The organism is Sphingobacterium multivorum (assembly GCF_900457465.1).
GTDB lineage: Bacteria > Bacteroidota > Bacteroidia > Sphingobacteriales > Sphingobacteriaceae > Sphingobacterium > Sphingobacterium multivorum.
This window is the reverse complement of sequence record NZ_UAUU01000011.1, coordinates 1,393,846-1,411,905: the sequence shown is the minus strand read 5'-3', so window position 1 is coordinate 1,411,905 and position 18,060 is coordinate 1,393,846. Positions and strand designations below refer to the sequence as shown.

Below are 18,060 nucleotides of genomic sequence, written 5' to 3'. Positions count from 1 at the left end.
GCTATTTAATGTTTAAAGACCCATTTGCTAACAGCAGGTCGTAATATTTTTCAATGGTGTTTGCTTTGCTGATTGCCAGATTGATCTTGCTTTGCAGCTGCTGTACGTCTGCGGTCAACAAGTCGTCGGTATCTGCGATACCATTATCGTACTTATCTTTGGTGATCCGATAATTTTCAACAGCCTGATCCACCGCCTGATGATAGACCACATCCTGCTTTTGTGCCAGCATATAGTTTTCATTGGCCTGTTGAACCTGCACTTTTACCTTGTCATTTAATAATTCAATATGCTCATCAATTTCCTTGATACGGTTTTTTGCCACATTCACTTCTCTTTTATTTTTGTAAAGCGAACCGATATCGTAAGAAACGCCGATGCCAACCATGGCAGCATTCGTCACGGTAACCACCTTTTGAAGACCAAAAGCATTGTATCCAGCTGTTGCAGCAACAGTTGGCATGGCAGCCGCTTTTGTTACTTTCAACTGATCTTCAGCAACCAAACGTTGCGATTCCATCGATTTTAGATCTGAGCGCGAGGTTTTTGCTGCATCATATGATGCTTTTAAGCCCAAATCCACACCTGTGACTTCGCCCAAATTGATCTGATCCAGTTGGGTATCTTCATCAATTTTCAAGAAATTAGCCAATTGATAATTCAGCACCTTGATATTTTTCTGTGCTTCCTGAAGCGAAACCTGATAGTTTGAAAGCTGCAGTTCTGCTTTTAATAAGTCATTACGTGCGATCAAACCATTATCCAACATCGCTTTAAAATCCGAAACACGTTGCTCCGACTGCTTAATATTTTCAGCAATCAACAAATTGGTTTGTTGAGCCTTATAAAGACTCAAATAAAGATTTACTGCACGTATAGCCAATTGTTCTTTGCTCGCTACAGCATTGTATTCCTCGGCTTTCAATACATCCTTTGCAATATCAATGCCGCCCTTAATTCTGCCACCGGTATAGATTGGCATACTCACCGAAGCCTGACCCAACCACAATTGGTTTGCAGCGATATCTGGAGCAGATCCCCCCTCACCTAAAGCCAACTTTAAATTCACATTTGGTGTGGTCATAGCCATGTATTGTCCACTCAATTTTGCATCGGGAAGTTGTTTCGATTTGGCCGTTTCCACCTCGAGCTGCCTACCCAATATCTTGGTGTCGGCAGACTTCGCTTCCACGCTTTGATTTGCGGCCAAGTGAATTATTTCTTCCAAAGTCATGTGCTTGTTGTCCTGTGCCAACAAACCCATGGGACTTAAAAGCAATAAAGCACTCAAATTGGCCAACTTATTTTTCATATGTCAATAAAGCTTTAATTGTTGTCTGTATAAATTCTGTTAAAGTTGTTTCTATATAATTTGCATATTCTTCATCGTTATCGATATGCAACTGATCTTGCAAAAAGCAATGATTCATTTGGAAATTCATAAAAGTTCCCATCATCATCGAATGGATTAAAATTGGATCATATCCACCTTTGAACACCCCCTGTTCTACACCTTCATTGATCACGGAAGAAATAACCTCCAGGTTATGCAATTTGAGCTTCCTGAATGCTTCAGAGATCAGCATCCGCTGTTTTAGTGAACTTTCAATGGTAATGATATGATACAGCTTACGATGCGAATTCATCGATTTAATTGATCGATTTACCATCGCGTCTATTTTGTCTAGCGCATTGTCAATAAGCGCCAACTCATCCACATTGATCATAAAATCAGGAACACGCCACTCAAAAAACGTATCCAGCAACTTGTCCTTTGATCCAAAATAATAGTTGATCATTGCAACATTTACATTCGCTTCGTTGGCAATATCACGCACGGAGTCCCATCAAACCCTTTTGTTGCAAAAAGACGCTCAGCTGCAAGTAAATATCAATCTGTTTCTCGTTAAATTCCATTTTAAACCTCGATCTTTTAAAGATACCATCGCATATTCATAGCGATAATAAAAGACGTTCTCGCTAAATGCGCGACAAAGTTAAACCAAACGTTTAATTTAAACAAGTGTTTAATTATTAAATTTGTGTAAAAAAAAACACCATTTCTGGTGTTTTTGCTGTTGGATGAGATTAGTTAAGTATCCGGTAGATCATTTCTTTTAAAATCTCTTCACTATTGAAATTGCTCGGCACATTGACACCTTTGGATTTCAAGTCGGTCTCCTTCAACACATTAAGCACATCGAAAGTTTTCCGTCTATTGTAATTCCGTGCAGCAAGCTCGTATTCTTTTAGAAAGAAAGGATGTACCCCCAGTTCTTTTGCCGCGACGGATTTGTCTATCAGATAATGGTATTTGAGAATCTTCGTGAAGTAGGTGGCAATTTGTCCAATAACCATCACCAGTGGATTATTTTTGGGATTGGCGACAAAATAATCGACGATCTGATATGCTTTTAGGGCATTACGTTTAGCCAAAGCAGTATTTAATTCAAAAACATTATAATCTTTGGAAATACCTATATTCCGTTCAACATCTTCCATGCTTATCTCTTGGCTCTTCGGAACATTAAGCATCAGTTTGTCAAGTTCATTGGACACCTTGGACAGTCATTACCGAGATAATCCGCAATCATCACCGCAGCTTGCGGATGAATGCGCCAGCCCGCATCTTTCACATACGTCCCAATCCAGGGGCCAACCTTATCGTCGTATAGTTTGGCCGCATCAACAACTAGTCCCTTTTTTTCAAAGACTTTATAGACCTTTTTGCGTTTGTCAAATTTCCCATGTTTAAAACAAAACACAAGAATGGTTGTCGGTGTAAGATGCTCCAGGTATTTAGTTAACAGTTCTTCCGTATCCGATTTCCATTTCAGCTCCTGCGCTTCCTTAATAATAATCACCTGATAATCGCTCAACATGGGATACCGTTTTGCTGCATTGACAATGGTAGATATATCAATATCTTTTCCATAGAAAATCGATTGATCAAAACCCTTTTGTGCTTCGTTCAATACCGTCGCTTCCAATGCGTCGGCAATGGTATCAATGAAATAACTCTCCTCCCCTTGCAATAAATACACTGGTTTAAAAGACCTGTTCTTAATATCAGATAAGATCGGATTTATGTTCATATGCAAAAACTATCGATAGTATTTATTTTCCCTGGGCCCAATTAAGCTCTTTACACGCGGCAACTTGTCTAAAGTTGCTATGGAGTACCCGGTCTATTTATTTATTTTTTCACTGCAGATCGGTTGCCCCATTACTTTCCCGCATCCAAACAATCTGCTACAGTCTAAAATGTCCCATGTTATTGCATCTTCACATGGTGTATCTAGTTCGACTATGGACATTTTATAGGAAGCAAAATTACGATTTTAATGGCAATTTAAGCGAGTAACCTCGCCGAATTAACGCTTTTATAATTGATTCATGTACGACCATCACTTTAAGCTATTGGTTTAAAGCCATGAACATTTAACACCACAACTTCCACAATTCTGGTCAAGCAATACGGCCACAAAAGCAGACCTGAGGTTTTTTACAAAAAATCATCTTCGTCAGCAAAAAAACACCATATTTCATGCCTGATGAATGTATTTTTTTTTGCTAAAATTTTAGTATATTTGTGTATGTTTTCACCGACTCCACTGAACTTACCGCCGTATCAAGCTAAAATATCTAAAAAGAACAATGCGATTTATATATTTGATGAGCTCAGAAAAAAGGATCTGGTATTAACACCGGAAGAATGGGTTAGGCAGCATTGGATCAACTATTTGTCGCTCATGAAAAATTATCCCAAGGCACTGATGCACATCGAAGGCGGTTTGAAATTAAATAACCTGCAGAAACGAAGTGATTTGTTAATTTATAACAGCAGCGGGCATAAGGTGGTCTTAGCCGAATTTAAGGCACCTCATATAAAAATTACACAACAAGTATTTGAGCAAATTGCAAATTATAATACAGTTCACCGTATACCATACCTGCTAGTAAGCAACGGTATGAATCATTATTATTGTAAAATTGATTTTATCAAAAAGTCTTACGAATTTTTGGAAGACCTCCCCAACTACAACGAAATTGACTAAGGAGCTATGCATGAAATAGATAAAAATTAATCCGGAGATTCAGTCTCCCTTAGGTCTTGAACGGGGAGCACCGAAAAAATGTAAAGTAGATGTAAAACATCTTTTCAATTTATTTGATTTTTAAAATATAGTTTTATATTAGTCCTACAGAATAGAAAAAATAAAAAGATGAATATAGATAAAAACGAATTCAGAAAATATGCAGTAAAGCATCACCGTATTGGAAGTCAACATGTTGATAGTTTCATTGCTCGTACAGAGACTAGCATTCCGACAAACCTTACGCCTTACATCGTTGAAGAACGTCAATTGAACGTTGCTCAGATGGATGTATTTTCGCGTTTGATGATGGACCGTATCATATTTTTAGGCAGCGGTATTGATGATCAGGTAGCCAACATTATTCAGGCACAACTCTTGTTCTTACAGTCTACCGACGCACAACGTGATATCCAGATTTACATCAATTCACCGGGTGGAAGCGTGTATGCTGGACTAGGAATCTACGATACCATGCAATATATTACGCCAGATGTAGCAACCATCTGTACCGGTATTGCAGCATCTATGGGCGCTGTTCTTTTAGTTGCTGGTGCAAAAGGCAAACGTGCAGCCTTACGCCACTCACGCGTCATGATTCACCAACCTTCCGGTGGCGCTCAAGGAGTTGCAGCCGATATGGAAATCAACTTACGTGAGATGATGAAATTAAAAGAAGAATTATACACCATTATTTCAGATCATTCTGGACAAACTTACGAATGGGTAGAAAAATCTTCCGATCGCGATTACTGGATGCGGGCTAATGAGGCCAAAGAATTTGGTATGATTGACGAGATTTTACTTCCAAAGAAGGAGATTATTAAATAACAATGGCAAAGAATAACGATAGAGACATTCATTGTTCGTTTTGTGGCATAAGCAAAAATGAAGCCCAGATGCTTATTGCTGGCAACGGTGCGCACATCTGTGACCGTTGTATCCAGCAGGCAGGCGAAATCTTGGCAGAAGAATTAAAACAACGAAAAAGTAAAACTTTACAGACAGCTTTAAAGTTGATCCGTCCTTTGGAGATTAAAACCCACTTGGACCAATATGTCATCGGTCAGGATGATGCCAAAAAAGTAATTTCAGTAGCCGTTTATAATCACTATAAGCGTTTAAATCAGAAAGTGGATAAAGACGAGATCGAAATCGAAAAATCCAATTTGATTATCGTGGGGGAAACAGGCACTGGTAAGACCTTGCTGGCAAAAACTGTCGCCAAGATACTTAATGTACCTTTCTGTATTGTGGATGCTACAGTATTGACCGAAGCAGGTTATGTAGGGGAAGACGTAGAAAGTATATTGACGCGTTTACTGCAAGCGGCAGATTACGATGTGGCTTCCGCTGAGCGTGGTATCATCTACATCGATGAGATTGATAAAATCGCACGTAAAAGCGACAATCCTTCTATTACGAGAGATGTATCGGGTGAAGGTGTGCAGCAAGCTTTACTGAAGATTCTCGAAGGTACAGTTGTCAACGTTCCACCGCAAGGCGGCCGTAAACACCCTGATCAAAAAATGATCGCGGTTAATACAAGCAATATCCTATTCATCTGTGGTGGAGCATTCGACGGTATTCAAAAGAAAATTGCAAACCGTCTGCGTACCCAGACAGTAGGTTATAAAATGAACGAGGACGAAGAGGAAATTGACTTGAACAATTTGTACAAGTATATTACACCGCAAGACTTAAAGAACTTTGGATTAATTCCAGAGCTGATTGGTCGTCTTCCTGTATTAACTTACTTAAACCCGCTGGATAAGGAAACCTTGCTGAGTATTCTGACTGAGCCAAAGAATGCTTTGGTAAAACAATATAAAAAGCTGTTTGAATACGAAGGTATTGAGCTAAAATTTGATCCTGACGTTTATACGTTTATTGTTGATAAAGCTGACGAATTTAAACTTGGAGCCAGAGGCCTACGCAGTATATGCGAAGCCATTATGCTGGATGCCATGTTTGAAATTCCGTCAACGAAAGAGCAGACGGGACAGAAAGCATTGGAAATCACGCTAGACTATGCGAAGAAGAAATTCGAAAAGTCTGATTTAAAAAAGCTTAAAGTTGCTTAAAAAAATCCCGTTCGCTGAACGGGATTTTTTTTTAGAAAAGAATTAAAAATCTTATATTACAATAATAACATAGCCATAACGGAATGTTGACAGGAAGATAAGAGATTCAAGAAATTAAATTTAATGACTATGACAACAAAGAAAAGTGCAAAGAATACCGTAAATAGTCCGATCACACCAGGTTTAAAAACCAAAGAAGAAATCGTGAACAACTGGCTTCCCCGTTATACCGGAAGACCTTTGGAAGAGTTCGGGGAATATATCCTTTTAACGAACTTTTCGAAATATATACACCTATTTTCTGAAATGCATGATAATGCGCCTATTTATGGAGAAGATAAACCGATGCAATCCGTCACTGCCGGAGGCATCACCATTATCAATTTCGGGATGGGAAGTCCAATGGCCGCAACCATTATGGATTTATTATCAGCAATTGCACCAAAAGCAGTGCTATTTTTGGGTAAAACCGGTGGAATCAAGAAAAAAATTCCTGTAGGCGAATTGATTCTTCCAATAGCCGCTATCCGCGGTGAGGGAACTTCCAATGACTACTTTCCACCCGAAGTACCTTCATTACCCGCCTTCGCCATGCAAAAGGCCATATCCACGACAATCCGGGATCACCAACGTGACTACTGGACAGGAACGGTATACACCACCAATAGACGAGTTTGGGAACATGATAAAGCCTTCAAAAAATATTTAAAATCAATCCGTGCCATGTGCGTGGATATGGAAACCGCAACGATATTCAGTGTCGGATTTGCCAATAAGATTCCAACAGGTGCTCTGTTGCTGGTTTCGGATCAACCAATGGTACCCGAAGGAGTCAAAACGTCTGTCAGTGATGTAACAGTTACAGCAAAATATGTAGAAGCACATATCAGCATAGGTATTGATGCTTTAAAACAGCTTATCAATAACGGATTGACCGTGAAGCACCTTAAATTTTAAGCTGTATTTCAACCAACATCATATTTTCCCTTTCTAGGAAAATATGATGTATCCCTCTCCATAAAACCATAACTATCAAACCCTTAAAACTATTAACTATTATTTTTGATTAATAATTGAACGGTTATTAACTAAAATTTGAGGTGTTAACAAATGTTAATCTTCACAATAATTAAACGATTTGTCGTTTATATTGTAATATTCATATTACTCAACACATATATCGTAAAAATTAATCAAGCATTGTGAAGAAAAAAACATTATCTTTTTTTAACGTAACCTTTTTGATTTGTTCAGCCTTAGCCACACAGGTAAGTTGTTCTTCAAGTTCTTCAAAAGAAAATAAAACCAAAGAAAAAAACGTAGCCTTGCCAGTCTATACCGTCACTAAATCTGATGCCACCACCATCAAGGATTATTTGGGAACCATAGAAGGTAAAGTTAACGTGGAGGTCCGCCCACAGGTCGAAGGGCTGCTTCAGGAAATTTATATCGATGAAGGCTCATTTGTTCAAAAAGGCCAGAAACTGTTCAAGGTAGACCCTTCTACTTACCAAGAAAATCTCAATAACATGGTTGCTACGGAGCAAGTCGCCAAAGCCAAACTTAAAAATGCACAGCTCGAAGTCGACCGGTTGAAACCGTTGGTTCAAAACGACGTTATCTCCGATGTCAGACTGGCGTCGGCAAAATCAGATTATCAAGTAGCCAAGGCAACGTTGGACCAGGCCATCGCAGCCGTACGTTCAGCGCAGATCAGCAAAGATTTTACAGTGATCACCGCTCCGGTAAGTGGTTACATTGGCCGCATTCCAAAGCGTATTGGAAATTTGGTATCAAAAGGCGATAAAGAACCCCTTACCTATCTTTCAGACATCCAGGAAGTGTATGTATATTTCTCCATGAATGAATCTGACTTTCTTTATTTTTCCAAAGCACAGGCAAAAAAAGATAGCTTGGAAGGGAAAAAATACAACCAGAATCAAAAGCTCGTATTTCCAGAAGTTACTTTAGTCCTCGCAGATGGTGAGGAATATTCAAAAAAAGGTATTGTCGACGCCGTCAATGGCCAGATTAACCGAACTACGGGAGCAATCTCTTTGCGCGCCACTTTCCAAAACCACGACAACATACTTCGATCCGGAAGTAGCGGCACCCTTAAGATTGCCGAAGTAAAAAAAGACGTTCTTCAAATTCCGCAGATAGCCGTCAATGAATTGCAGGATAAAACCTTTGTCTATATACTGGACCAAAACAATAAGGCGCAAAAACGAAATATCCAACTGATGGGCAAAAGTAAAAACAATTATATCGTCTATACAGGCCTCAAGGAAAACGATCGCGTTATTACCAGCGGATTTGACAAATTAACCGACGGTTCACCAGTGACCCCGATTTTACAGAAATAATTATCGATCATTTTTGCATACTACCCGGTGCCAGGCATACTGTGCACCAAAAGTAGCGTGTTTAAAATTCTATGTATATGCTAAAAACATTTATAAATAGGCCTGTATTAGCTACGGTGGTTTCTATTATCCTGGTTATCTTAGGCTTGGTGGGCCTAAAACTCCTGCCTGTCTCGCGCTTTCCAGAAATTGCCCCACCAAGTGTGCTTGTTTCACTAAGTTATCCCGGTGCTAATGCGGAAACCGTAGCAAAAAGTGTTTTGCTGCCTATCGAAGAAGCCATCAATGGTGTAGAGGATATGACCTATATCAAGTCGTCTGCCTCCAATTCAGGATCGGGAAGTGTATCGGTGTACTTTAAGACAGGTACCAATCCTGATATTGCTTCGGTCAACGTACAGACACGGATTTCCAAAGCAATCAGTTCCATTCCTGCCGAAGTAAATGAAGCCGGCATCACGGTCATGCCTCGGCAAACCGGTGTCATCATGACCATCAATCTCTACTCCGATCACCAGGATAGCGCCTACGATGAAACCTTTCTCCAGGCTTATGCACAGATTAACCTGATGCGACCTTTGCTGCGTGTCGATGGCGTAGCTCAAGTTTCCCGTTTGGGGGCCAGGGATTATGCGATGCGCCTTTGGCTGAACCCAGAAAAACTAGCCCTTTATAACCTCGTTCCACAAGATGTTATGAATGCTATAAAAGATCAAAACTTTGAGATTGCCCCAGGCAAATTTGGAGAAACCTCGGATGAAGCTTTCGAAACAGTGATCCGTCATAAGGGGCGTTTCACCACACCGGAGGAATTCCAGAGTATTGTGATCAAAACCAACACCGACGGTTCAGTGCTCTATTTAAAAGATGTGGCCCGGGTAGAATTCGGAGCTACAAATTTAAGCAGCGACAACAAGGTGAATGGCCATCCCGGTCTTACACTCAACTTAACACAGACCAGTGGTTCCAACGCCCATGACATCGATATTGCTGTCAGAAAGGTTCTTGAAGAACAATCAAAAACATTTCCAAAAGGCCTACACTATGAGGTGACCTATTCAGTACGTGATCAGATCGACGAATCGATCAACCAAGTGGAGCACACCCTTTTTGAGGCGTTTATCCTGGTATTTATTATTGTCTTTATCTTCCTGCAAGATTTTCGATCCACCCTGATTCCGGCAATTGCAATCCCAGTTTCCTTGGTGGGAACCTTCTTTTTTCTGCAGCTTTTTGGATTTTCGCTCAATGTCCTCACGATGTTTGCCCTGGTGTTGGCTATTGGAATCGTAGTGGATGACGCCATCGTTGTCGTCGAAGCTATCCATGAAAAAATGCACAGCACAGGATTGAAACCCAGAGCCGCAACATTGTCGACGATGTCCGAAATTACGGGAGCCATCCTGTCAATAACCATGGTCATGGCTGCTGTATTTTTGCCTGTAGGATTTATGGAAGGGCCAGCAGGTATTTTCTATCGCCAATTTGCCTATACCTTGGCAACGGCGATTCTGATTTCAGCACTCAATGCCTTAACTTTAAGTCCAGCCTTATGTGCTCTCCTACTGAAAGCCCCGAAACAGCATACCAATCAAGAAAGCAGCAAAATCAATCAATTTAAAGATCGTTTCTTTAAAGCATTCAATACTTCTTTTGATCGGGTGACGGCCCGTTATGTCGCTATTGTAGAAATACTGATCAAGAATAAAAAAATAGCCTGGGCAGGCTTAATTTTAATTACAGCACTTGGCATCGTGTTCATGATTAAAACGCCCAAAAGTTTTATTCCGACCGAAGATGATGGCTTTATTACATATAACATTGCCCTCCCTCCCGGCGCTTCATTGAGTCGGACTACTGAGGTTCTTCATCGTGCCGATAGTATTTTAAAGAAAAGACAGGACATTAATGGCATGACAACAGTCTCTGGTTTTAATGCCCTGGACGGAAGTTCGAGCCCGGCATTTGCTGCTGGTTACATTACCTTAAAACCACATGCCAAACGCGAGCACATCAAAAACATTAATGCGTTTATGGATACCATTAGGCATGATCTATCCCAGATCAATGAAGCAACGTTTACGGTGTTCCCCCGACCTACCGTACAGGGTTTTGGAGACTTTGCCGGCATTGAAATGGTTCTTCAGGATCGGATGGGTGGTGACATTCGGGATTTCAACACCATTGCAGATACCTTTATTAACCAGCTCAATACGCTGCCTGAAATTCGCAGCGCCTACACAAGCTTTAAATCAAACTTCCCTCAATATGAAGTAAATATCGATGCCGTAAAGGCAAAATCGCTGGGCGTCGAAATCAAAGATCTTATGTCTACAATACGGTCTTATTTTGCACGTGTACAGGCGAGTGATTTTAACCGGTTTGGTCGCCAATACCGCGTTTATGTTCAATCGGATTTCGACTTCCGGAAGGATCCCGAATCCTTCAATTCTATTTTTGTGCGGAATAGTAAAGGCGAAATGGTTCCTATTAACACCATATTAACTTTAGAAAAGACGGTGGGTCCGGAAACTATTACACGCTACAATCTGTACAACGCGATAGCGGTTAATATTACGCCAGCGGAAGGCTACAGTACTGATGATGCCATGCAGGCAATCCAAAAATTGGCCGACAATAAACTTCCGGGTAATTACGGTTTTGAATGGACGGGCATGAGCTATGAAGAAAGTCAGTCCGGTTCGCAGACGATCTTGATTTTTGCGCTTAGTATCCTATTCGTCTACTTCCTGCTTTCGGCTCAATACGAAAGCTATATCCTTCCTTGGGCAGTACTATTGTCCATACCAGTCGGCCTGATCGGCGTTTTTACCGTGATCAACCTGGTGGGACTTCAAAACAATATTTATGTGCAAGTCGGACTCATTATGCTCATTGGCCTCTTGGCCAAAAATGCGATTCTGATCGTGGAGTTCGCTGTCCAGGAGCGAAAAAATGGCAAAAGCATTGTCGAAGCAGCCATTAGCGGTTCAAAACTTAGGTTAAGGCCAATCTTGATGACCAGCCTGGCTTTTGTTGCAGGGCTGGTACCCTTGATGTGGACGGTTGGCCCCTCGGCAATCGGTAACCATTCGATCAGCTTCAGCGCCGCCGGCGGCATGCTCTTTGGTGTAGCATTCGGCATCTTTATCATCCCCGTACTCTTTGTTGTATTCAAAAGTCTGGATGAAAAACTACATGATAAACTAGCTAAAGAAGAGGAAGAATAATGAAAAACATACAAAAATACCTTTCGGGAATATCGATCATCATTGGCCTCTTAGGCCTGATGAATGCCTGTAAGATCGGCAAAGATTATGTGCAGCCCAAACTCAAACTTCCGGAAAACTTTCGTGGCGATACGCTGGATTACTTCGGAGATACCTCCAGTATGGGCCTGATCCATTGGAAATCCTTCTTTCATGATCCCACATTGAAGCTATTGATTGATTCTGCCTTAGCCAATAACTTTGAAATGAAAACTGCACTGCTCAACCTGCAGATTTCAACGCGAGTCTTAGCGCAGAATAAAGCCAACTACCTGCCGAGTGTAAATGCAACAATTGCCAATGGAAACCGTACCTGGCGATCAAAGGACTTTGGCAGTGGTCCTCTGACTAAATACTACGATCATAAGGATGAAAAAGCGCCGCAAAATATGTTCGTCTATCAATCCATGTTTGGCTCTGATATTAATTTTAGCTGGGAAGTCGATATCTGGAAGAAAATAGGAAGCAAACAAGAACAACTCTTAGCCGAGTATTTGGATACACAGGAGGCAAAAAATGCGATACAGACCTCGATCATAACAGCTGTGGCAAAAGGTTACTTCAATCTCTTGATGCTAGATGCCAAAATTGAAGTTGCCAAACGGAACGTCCAATTAAATGACAGCACTCTCCGCATGATCAAGCTCCAATATGAAGCTGGTGAAATCACCGCCTTGGCGATCCAACAAACACAATCACAACGCCTATTGGCAGCCTCCCTCGTTCCCGAAATCGAAAAGGAAATTGCCATCCAGGAAAATGCGCTGCAGACACTTACCGGAAAATTACCCGACAGCATCAAAAGAGGAACTTCTTACGAGCATCTCTTCGCGGAGAGCAAAGACATCTCCCTGGGGTCCCCAATCGAGATTGTCCGCAATAGACCAGATATCCGATCATCTGAATTTCAACTGATGGCAGCCAATGCGAATGCGAATATCCAACAGGCTATGCGTTATCCGTCATTGACCGTGGGCGGCGTATTAGGGGTAAATAGTATGCTCCCTAAAAATTGGTTTAATATCCCTGGCGCATTGCTTGGTGGAATAACTGGAAATTTAACCACGCCTATTTTCAAAAACAAAACATTGAAAACACAGTATGAGGTTGCTAAATTGGAAACGTGATAAAGCCGAAATCCAACTGCAACAAAAAGTTGTCGAGGCAGTCGCCGAAGTCTCTAATGCAGTGGTCACAGTCGACAAGCAACGTGAACAATTAGCTTTGGCTAAAGAAAGGGTCGATAACGCGCACCTGGCAGTTAAAAAACGCAGGTCTACTCTTTAAAAGTGGGTATGCCACCTATCTAGAGGTCATTACCGCGCAAAGTAATGCCCTTAATAGCGACCTGGATCTCGTCGAATTACGACAACAGCATTTAGATGCATTTGTAGACTTGTATCGTGCGCTCGGTGGAGGTTGGAGATAAGGATTTAAAACTTTATTTTTGTGGTATGACTCCAGAAGAATTACAACACTATTTTCAATCCAAAGACTTGCCCGAAACGCTGGAAATACAGCAAGATATGCAGGTCTTCGACGTTCAGCGTTTCTTGAGCACAAGCTTCATCCATGTAAGCTTATGGGAAAAAAGATTTAAGCAAATGTCCATCCTGGATTAGACTGCTGAAATTCAAGGATGCCTTAGAAGCAAAAGAAGAAGCCTAACATCTGTTAGGCTTCTTCCTTATTTATACGTTCTATAGGCTGGGCGCAAGTTGTTTCATTAATAAAGGCATCTGTTCTTTCGAAAAAAATCTCTTCTGCCCCGGCGTCCCGCAATTCCATCCGCTCATTCTCATCACTGCTCGAAGTCAACCCAAATATTCTGATCGAGGGAAATCTTTCTTTCACAATTTTTGCCGTTTCTATTCCGTTTAATACAGGCATATGCAGGTCTAATATACATATCTCAGGAAGCTCATGCTCGTTTTCATGGAGGTAGTCGATCAACTCCCTGCCATTGGATGCACAATAAACCAAATCCAATAAATGTGATTGAGCCATCGCTCGCATCAACACATGATGAATCATCGCATCATCTGCGTAGACAATCGTACATCTATCTTTGGTATCCATTTGAATAAGCTGTCATTTAGTAATTATAAAAACAATATTATATAAATATGTAATAAAATAAAAAATACAGAAAAAAGTTAGCAATAATTATGTTATTATACAAATTTTATTTCAAAATGTCCAATATTAACAATCCAACAAACTTTTAGTTTGATTTATACAATAAGAAACATCATAGGTAGCAATCTCTTCGCGTCAACAACGCTAGAAAAGATGTGGTAAAGAGAAAAGAAGACCGGTAGATTATCTCCTAAAAATCATCTTCAATAATTTCGGCCACTCTTCCTATTTGGCCGTCCGTCAACCTGACTTTAATCCCCCTCGAATGATAAGAGGACGATGTTAGCAAGTCCTTCACAATGCCTTCTGTTAGATTTCCCGTACGCTGGTCCTTTTTTTAAGATTATATTCACCAACATACCTGGCTTTACATCTGCTCTATTTCTTCCATCCATGGTCAAACTTAGATAAATAGTTTTTTAAATGCAATATAAAAAATCATTTATTGTTGGAAAGACCTTCATCCTGAATGCTGGAAAAAGCGTATTGAAGTGAATGCAGGGCTATTGCATACATAAATGTTACAAATCAAATGTAAAGACCTTTTCCTGCTAGCACTGTCATATCACAAAAAATGGTCGGAAGAAATTCCGACCATCGTTGGCTTTTAGCTTTTTTTTAGAAATAGTCACCGTCAGCATTGACCGGCGACCGTTGACTTATTTAAATAACTTAAAGATATCGTTTCCAAATATAAAGACCATCAAGGCCAAAAGAATGAAGAAACCGACCATTTGTGCTTTTTCTAGGAATTTTTCACTCAATGGCTTGCCTTGAATCATCTCAACCAACAAGAACAACACGTGACCGCCATCCAAAGCTGGAATAGGCAATAGGTTCATAAATGCCAATGCCATAGACAACATCCCTACTAAGGACCAAAAACGGATCCAGTCCACTTCCGTGCCAAACAGAGTTGCAATGCCAATAGGGCCCGATAATGCTTTATCAGCACGCACTTCGCCTTTGAAAATTTACCAAATCCCTTAGCGTTATCGGTAATCACTGTAAACGCTTTCTTTGCACCGATCGGAAACGCCTCCATCAAGGTATATTGCGTTGTAAACGATTTGATGGAATAATCACGATTGATCCCTATTCCCAGCATGGCATCTGCAGGAACAATTCCTTGCAAGGAAACTTCAGCCCCTTTGCGTAAAACTTTAATCGCAACCGTTTTATTGCTATTCGCTTTTATTTGCGCCTTAAATTGATCGAAGAAAGGAACCTGTGTCTCGTTTACGGCAATAATGCTATCGCCTTTCACAAACCCCATTTTACTTGCCACCAAACCGGGAGCTACTTCAGCAACACTGGTCGTTTTAACCCGTGGCTCGATAAACTTCTCTCCTTTTTTGTCGGAAAGCGTGTTTAATAAATCAGCGGGGACTTTGACTTCTGCTGTAGCTCCATCACGCTCAACTGTAAGTGCAACTCCCCCCATCAATACTTTAGAACTGATCAGCTCCGAGTAATTTTCGATACGGTGACCGTCTATTGCAATCACTTTATCGCCAGCTTTCAAACCAATAGATTCACCAATGGACCCAGGTACAATACCGTTTACCAGCTGATCCATTTTAATGTCTGTATTGCCCATTTTAAAAGTCAGCATCCAAAAAACAACAACACCGACGACAATATTGACAATAATACCGCCTAACATGACGATTAAACGTTGCCAAGCTGGTTTTGATCTAAATTCCCAAGGTTGTGGCTCCCCCTTCAATTGCTCCGTATCCATCGATTCATCGATCATACCCGCAATCTTGACATAACCGCCTAAAGGCAACCAGCCAATACCATATTCACATCCTTTATAATTGAATTTAAATAATTTCACTCCCCAAGCATCAAAGAACAGATAAAACTTTTCCACCTTGATACCAAATGCACGTGCTGCTAAGAAATGTCCTAACTCATGTAGAACAATTAAAATTGACAAGCCTAAAATCACTTGTCCGACCATAATTAAAACACCCATGTATGCTTTTTAAAATTTAATCTTTGATTATTTCCTTTGTTATTAACCTTGCGACACGATCCGTCTCCAGATAATCATCCAGCGTCGGTGTCGCAATGAATTCTACTTTATCTAATGTCTGTTCAATAATATCACTCATCTCCAAAAAACCAACTTGATCTTTCAGAAAGGCATCCACAACCACTTCATTGGCCGCATTTAATACACAGCTTCTATTTCCGCCGGTACGAAGGCTTTCATAAGCCAATGCCAAATTCCGAAAAGTTTCCATGTCTGCTTTTTCAAAACTGAGCGTCGGATAGTCCATGAAATTAAATCGTTCAAAACTGTTTTCAAAACGTGCCGGATAGGTCAGTGCATACTGGATCGGCAATTTCATATCAGGAATCCCCATTTGGGCCTTCATGGAACCATCCTGAAACTGAACTAACGAATGTACAATAGATTGAGGATGTACAATCACATCCACCTGATTTATGGACAGATTGAAGAGCCATTTTGCTTCAATCACTTCTAGCCCTTTATTCATCAGGGATGCCGAGTCAATCGTAATTTTGGCGCCCATCGACCAATTGGGATGCTTCAAGGCTTGGGCCTTCGTAACCTGTAGGAGATCGGCACGTTTTTTCCCACGAAAAGGACCGCCGGAGGCCGTCACATATATTTTCTCAATTGGATTATGCTCCTCACCGGTCAAACACTGAAAGATCGCCGAATGCTCTGAATCCACAGGAAGCATGCGTACACCATATTCTTTCACTAAGGCCATTATCAGCTCACCAGCGACAACAAGTGTCTCCTTATTGGCCAGTGCAATATCTTTTTTCGATTGAATCGCTTTAACAGTAGGTTTTAATCCCGCAGATCCAACAATTGCATTCAAAACGATATCAACTTCTTCCAACTGCACCACTTCAACCAATCCGGCTTCACCCAAAAGAACAGCGATATCATATCCTTTTAAAGCATCCTGTACCTGATTATAGTGTAGGGAATCTGTTACCACCACTGCTTTGGGCTTAAACTCCAAGGCCTGTTGGATCAACAGTGTGACATTGCTGCCACAAGTCAGAACAATTGCTTCAAATGTATTAGGAAAGGCTCTTATCACATCCAAGGCTTGTGTGCCTATACTTCCCGTTGCCCCTAAAATGGCAATTCCTTTTTTACTCAAAACCTTTGCTATTAATTAAAATATATTATTTAAAATCTTTGGGTCTTCTCCCCATGGTAATCCGCCATCATGGATCGGTAAGCGACCGAAACAACAATACTAGCCAGAGGTACCACCAAAAACGAGCTCACGAGGTTCAAAATAATAAAAATTATGTAATATTCTAAATAATTAAAATACATCTGTAGTAACTGGAAAAAAGCAAATACAGCCAAAATCAATAATAGTTTGAATACATTGCCTTTTGTCAATGCAAAACTGAAGCGTAATGACCGTAATGTCCCCGCGTGTTTATCAATAATGAAAAACGGATAAAATGCCACTCGAATAATCAGGATGAACGTCAATATGGCCGCAACAAAGACAACAAACATCGTAAAGTTGCTCATCAGCTCCATCCGATTGTCACCATTTTCAAATAGGTAAAGGAATGGTAAAGAGACGGCCCCCAATAGCATCAGAAGTGCTATAGAAAGCACCATAATACTCAACATAGCGCCAAAAAAGTATGCAAGCTCTTTCGTACTCGGGATACATTGGACGAGTTTCTTCTCCTGGTTACCATCAATCAGACTTAAAATATACTTAAACAAAGTCATGTTCAATCCAAAATACATCACCATGAAAAAAAATGCCATAAAGCCACTCAACACCACATTGAAATCACTGATGGTGGTCGCGAGATAATTAGACAGTCCGGAGGTTACAAATAGTAAAAAACAAAGCCCCGCCACTGAAAAATAATGCCTTTTCAGCAACTCCAATGACTTATTAAAAACCTCGTTAACGGCAAAAGTACTTTCCTTTAGGAATTGAATCATTTTTTCTTTGAATAAACTTCTACAAAGATGCCATATTTTTTAATTTTCAACAATTTACACACCTAGAAAAATCACTTTTTTTATCATTTTTAACATAAAAAGAACGGTTATGGAAAATCTGTTATC

Annotated in this window: 15 protein-coding genes and 2 pseudogenes; 8 read left to right on the top strand and 9 right to left on the bottom strand. The window is 40.5% G+C overall.

Translation table 11 applies throughout. The features are described 5' to 3' along the window. Nucleotide 1 precedes the first annotated feature (1 nt). The 3 genes and pseudogenes from DTA23_RS23400 to holA form a co-directional block, all read right to left on the bottom strand. Nucleotides 2-1,312, bottom strand: a complete 1,311-nt coding sequence (locus DTA23_RS23400) for a TolC family protein (protein WP_112376165.1) — start codon at nt 1,310-1,312, stop codon at nt 2-4. After that, nucleotides 1,302-1,838, bottom strand: coding sequence for a TetR/AcrR family transcriptional regulator (locus DTA23_RS23395; protein ID WP_256604637.1), 537 nt, complete (start codon nt 1,836-1,838; stop codon nt 1,302-1,304). Before DTA23_RS23395 ends, DTA23_RS23400 begins: the two co-directional genes overlap by 11 nt. Nucleotides 1,839-2,088: 250 nt before the next feature. Next, nucleotides 2,089-3,095, bottom strand: a pseudogene (holA, locus tag DTA23_RS23390) (DNA polymerase III subunit delta). A gap of 501 nt (nt 3,096-3,596) precedes the next feature. Here holA and DTA23_RS23385 point away from each other — a divergent pair. From DTA23_RS23385 to DTA23_RS23350, 8 genes are all read left to right on the top strand, one after another. Continuing rightward, nucleotides 3,597-4,058 carry a type I restriction enzyme HsdR N-terminal domain-containing protein gene (locus DTA23_RS23385; protein WP_070565516.1) on the top strand — a complete coding sequence of 154 codons (462 nt, stop codon included), beginning with the start codon at nt 3,597-3,599 and terminating at the stop codon, nt 4,056-4,058. Nucleotides 4,059-4,226: 168 nt separating this feature from the next. Next, a complete protein-coding gene (clpP, locus tag DTA23_RS23380; RefSeq protein ID WP_046674530.1) occupies nt 4,227-4,928 on the top strand; it encodes an ATP-dependent Clp endopeptidase proteolytic subunit ClpP in 702 nt (233 codons plus the stop codon). A gap of 2 nt (nt 4,929-4,930) precedes the next feature. Then, nucleotides 4,931-6,181, top strand: a complete 1,251-nt coding sequence (gene clpX, locus DTA23_RS23375) for an ATP-dependent Clp protease ATP-binding subunit ClpX (protein ID WP_070565518.1) — start codon at nt 4,931-4,933, stop codon at nt 6,179-6,181. Between the two features lie 123 nt (nt 6,182-6,304). Next, nucleotides 6,305-7,138, top strand: coding sequence for an AMP nucleosidase (locus DTA23_RS23370; RefSeq protein WP_070565520.1), 834 nt, complete (start codon nt 6,305-6,307; stop codon nt 7,136-7,138). Between the two features lie 245 nt (nt 7,139-7,383). Further along, nucleotides 7,384-8,547: an efflux RND transporter periplasmic adaptor subunit gene (locus DTA23_RS23365; protein ID WP_112376164.1), complete on the top strand. Its 1,164-nt coding sequence runs from the start codon at nt 7,384-7,386 to the stop codon at nt 8,545-8,547. 77 nt (nt 8,548-8,624) lie between these two features. Beyond that, nucleotides 8,625-11,777 (top strand): efflux RND transporter permease subunit, encoded by a 3,153-nt coding sequence (locus DTA23_RS23360; protein WP_112376576.1) that lies wholly within the window; start codon nt 8,625-8,627, stop codon nt 11,775-11,777. Then, nucleotides 11,777-12,943 (top strand): TolC family protein, encoded by a 1,167-nt coding sequence (locus DTA23_RS23355; RefSeq protein ID WP_256604636.1) that lies wholly within the window; start codon nt 11,777-11,779, stop codon nt 12,941-12,943. Before DTA23_RS23360 ends, DTA23_RS23355 begins: the two co-directional genes overlap by 1 nt. Nucleotides 12,944-13,270: 327 nt before the next feature. Beyond that, the gene (locus tag DTA23_RS23350) at nt 13,271-13,438 is read left to right on the top strand and encodes a DUF6965 family protein (RefSeq protein WP_256604635.1); all 168 of its coding nucleotides are present in this window, start codon (nt 13,271-13,273) and stop codon (nt 13,436-13,438) included. Between the two features lie 52 nt (nt 13,439-13,490). Here the strand turns inward: DTA23_RS23350 and DTA23_RS23345 are convergent, their stop codons facing one another. The 6 genes and pseudogenes from DTA23_RS23345 to DTA23_RS23325 form a co-directional block, all read right to left on the bottom strand. Continuing rightward, nucleotides 13,491-13,895 carry a response regulator gene (locus tag DTA23_RS23345; protein WP_112376163.1) on the bottom strand — a complete coding sequence of 135 codons (405 nt, stop codon included), beginning with the start codon at nt 13,893-13,895 and terminating at the stop codon, nt 13,491-13,493. 250 nt (nt 13,896-14,145) lie between these two features. Continuing rightward, a pseudogene (locus DTA23_RS23340) lies at nt 14,146-14,350 on the bottom strand (YwbE family protein). Between the two features lie 264 nt (nt 14,351-14,614). After that, nucleotides 14,615-14,854: a site-2 protease family protein gene (locus DTA23_RS30655; RefSeq protein WP_370445135.1), complete on the bottom strand. Its 240-nt coding sequence runs from the start codon at nt 14,852-14,854 to the stop codon at nt 14,615-14,617. After that, nucleotides 14,827-15,939, bottom strand: a complete 1,113-nt coding sequence (gene rseP, locus DTA23_RS23335) for an RIP metalloprotease RseP (protein ID WP_370445134.1) — start codon at nt 15,937-15,939, stop codon at nt 14,827-14,829. The genes DTA23_RS30655 and rseP overlap by 28 nt, the downstream gene beginning before the upstream one ends. Before the next feature lie 16 nt (nt 15,940-15,955). Next, nucleotides 15,956-17,113: a 1-deoxy-D-xylulose-5-phosphate reductoisomerase gene (locus tag DTA23_RS23330; RefSeq protein ID WP_112376162.1), complete on the bottom strand. Its 1,158-nt coding sequence runs from the start codon at nt 17,111-17,113 to the stop codon at nt 15,956-15,958. 29 nt (nt 17,114-17,142) lie between these two features. Further along, a complete protein-coding gene (locus DTA23_RS23325) occupies nt 17,143-17,934 on the bottom strand; it encodes a beta-carotene 15,15'-monooxygenase (protein ID WP_256604634.1) in 792 nt (263 codons plus the stop codon). Nucleotides 17,935-18,060 lie beyond the last annotated feature (126 nt).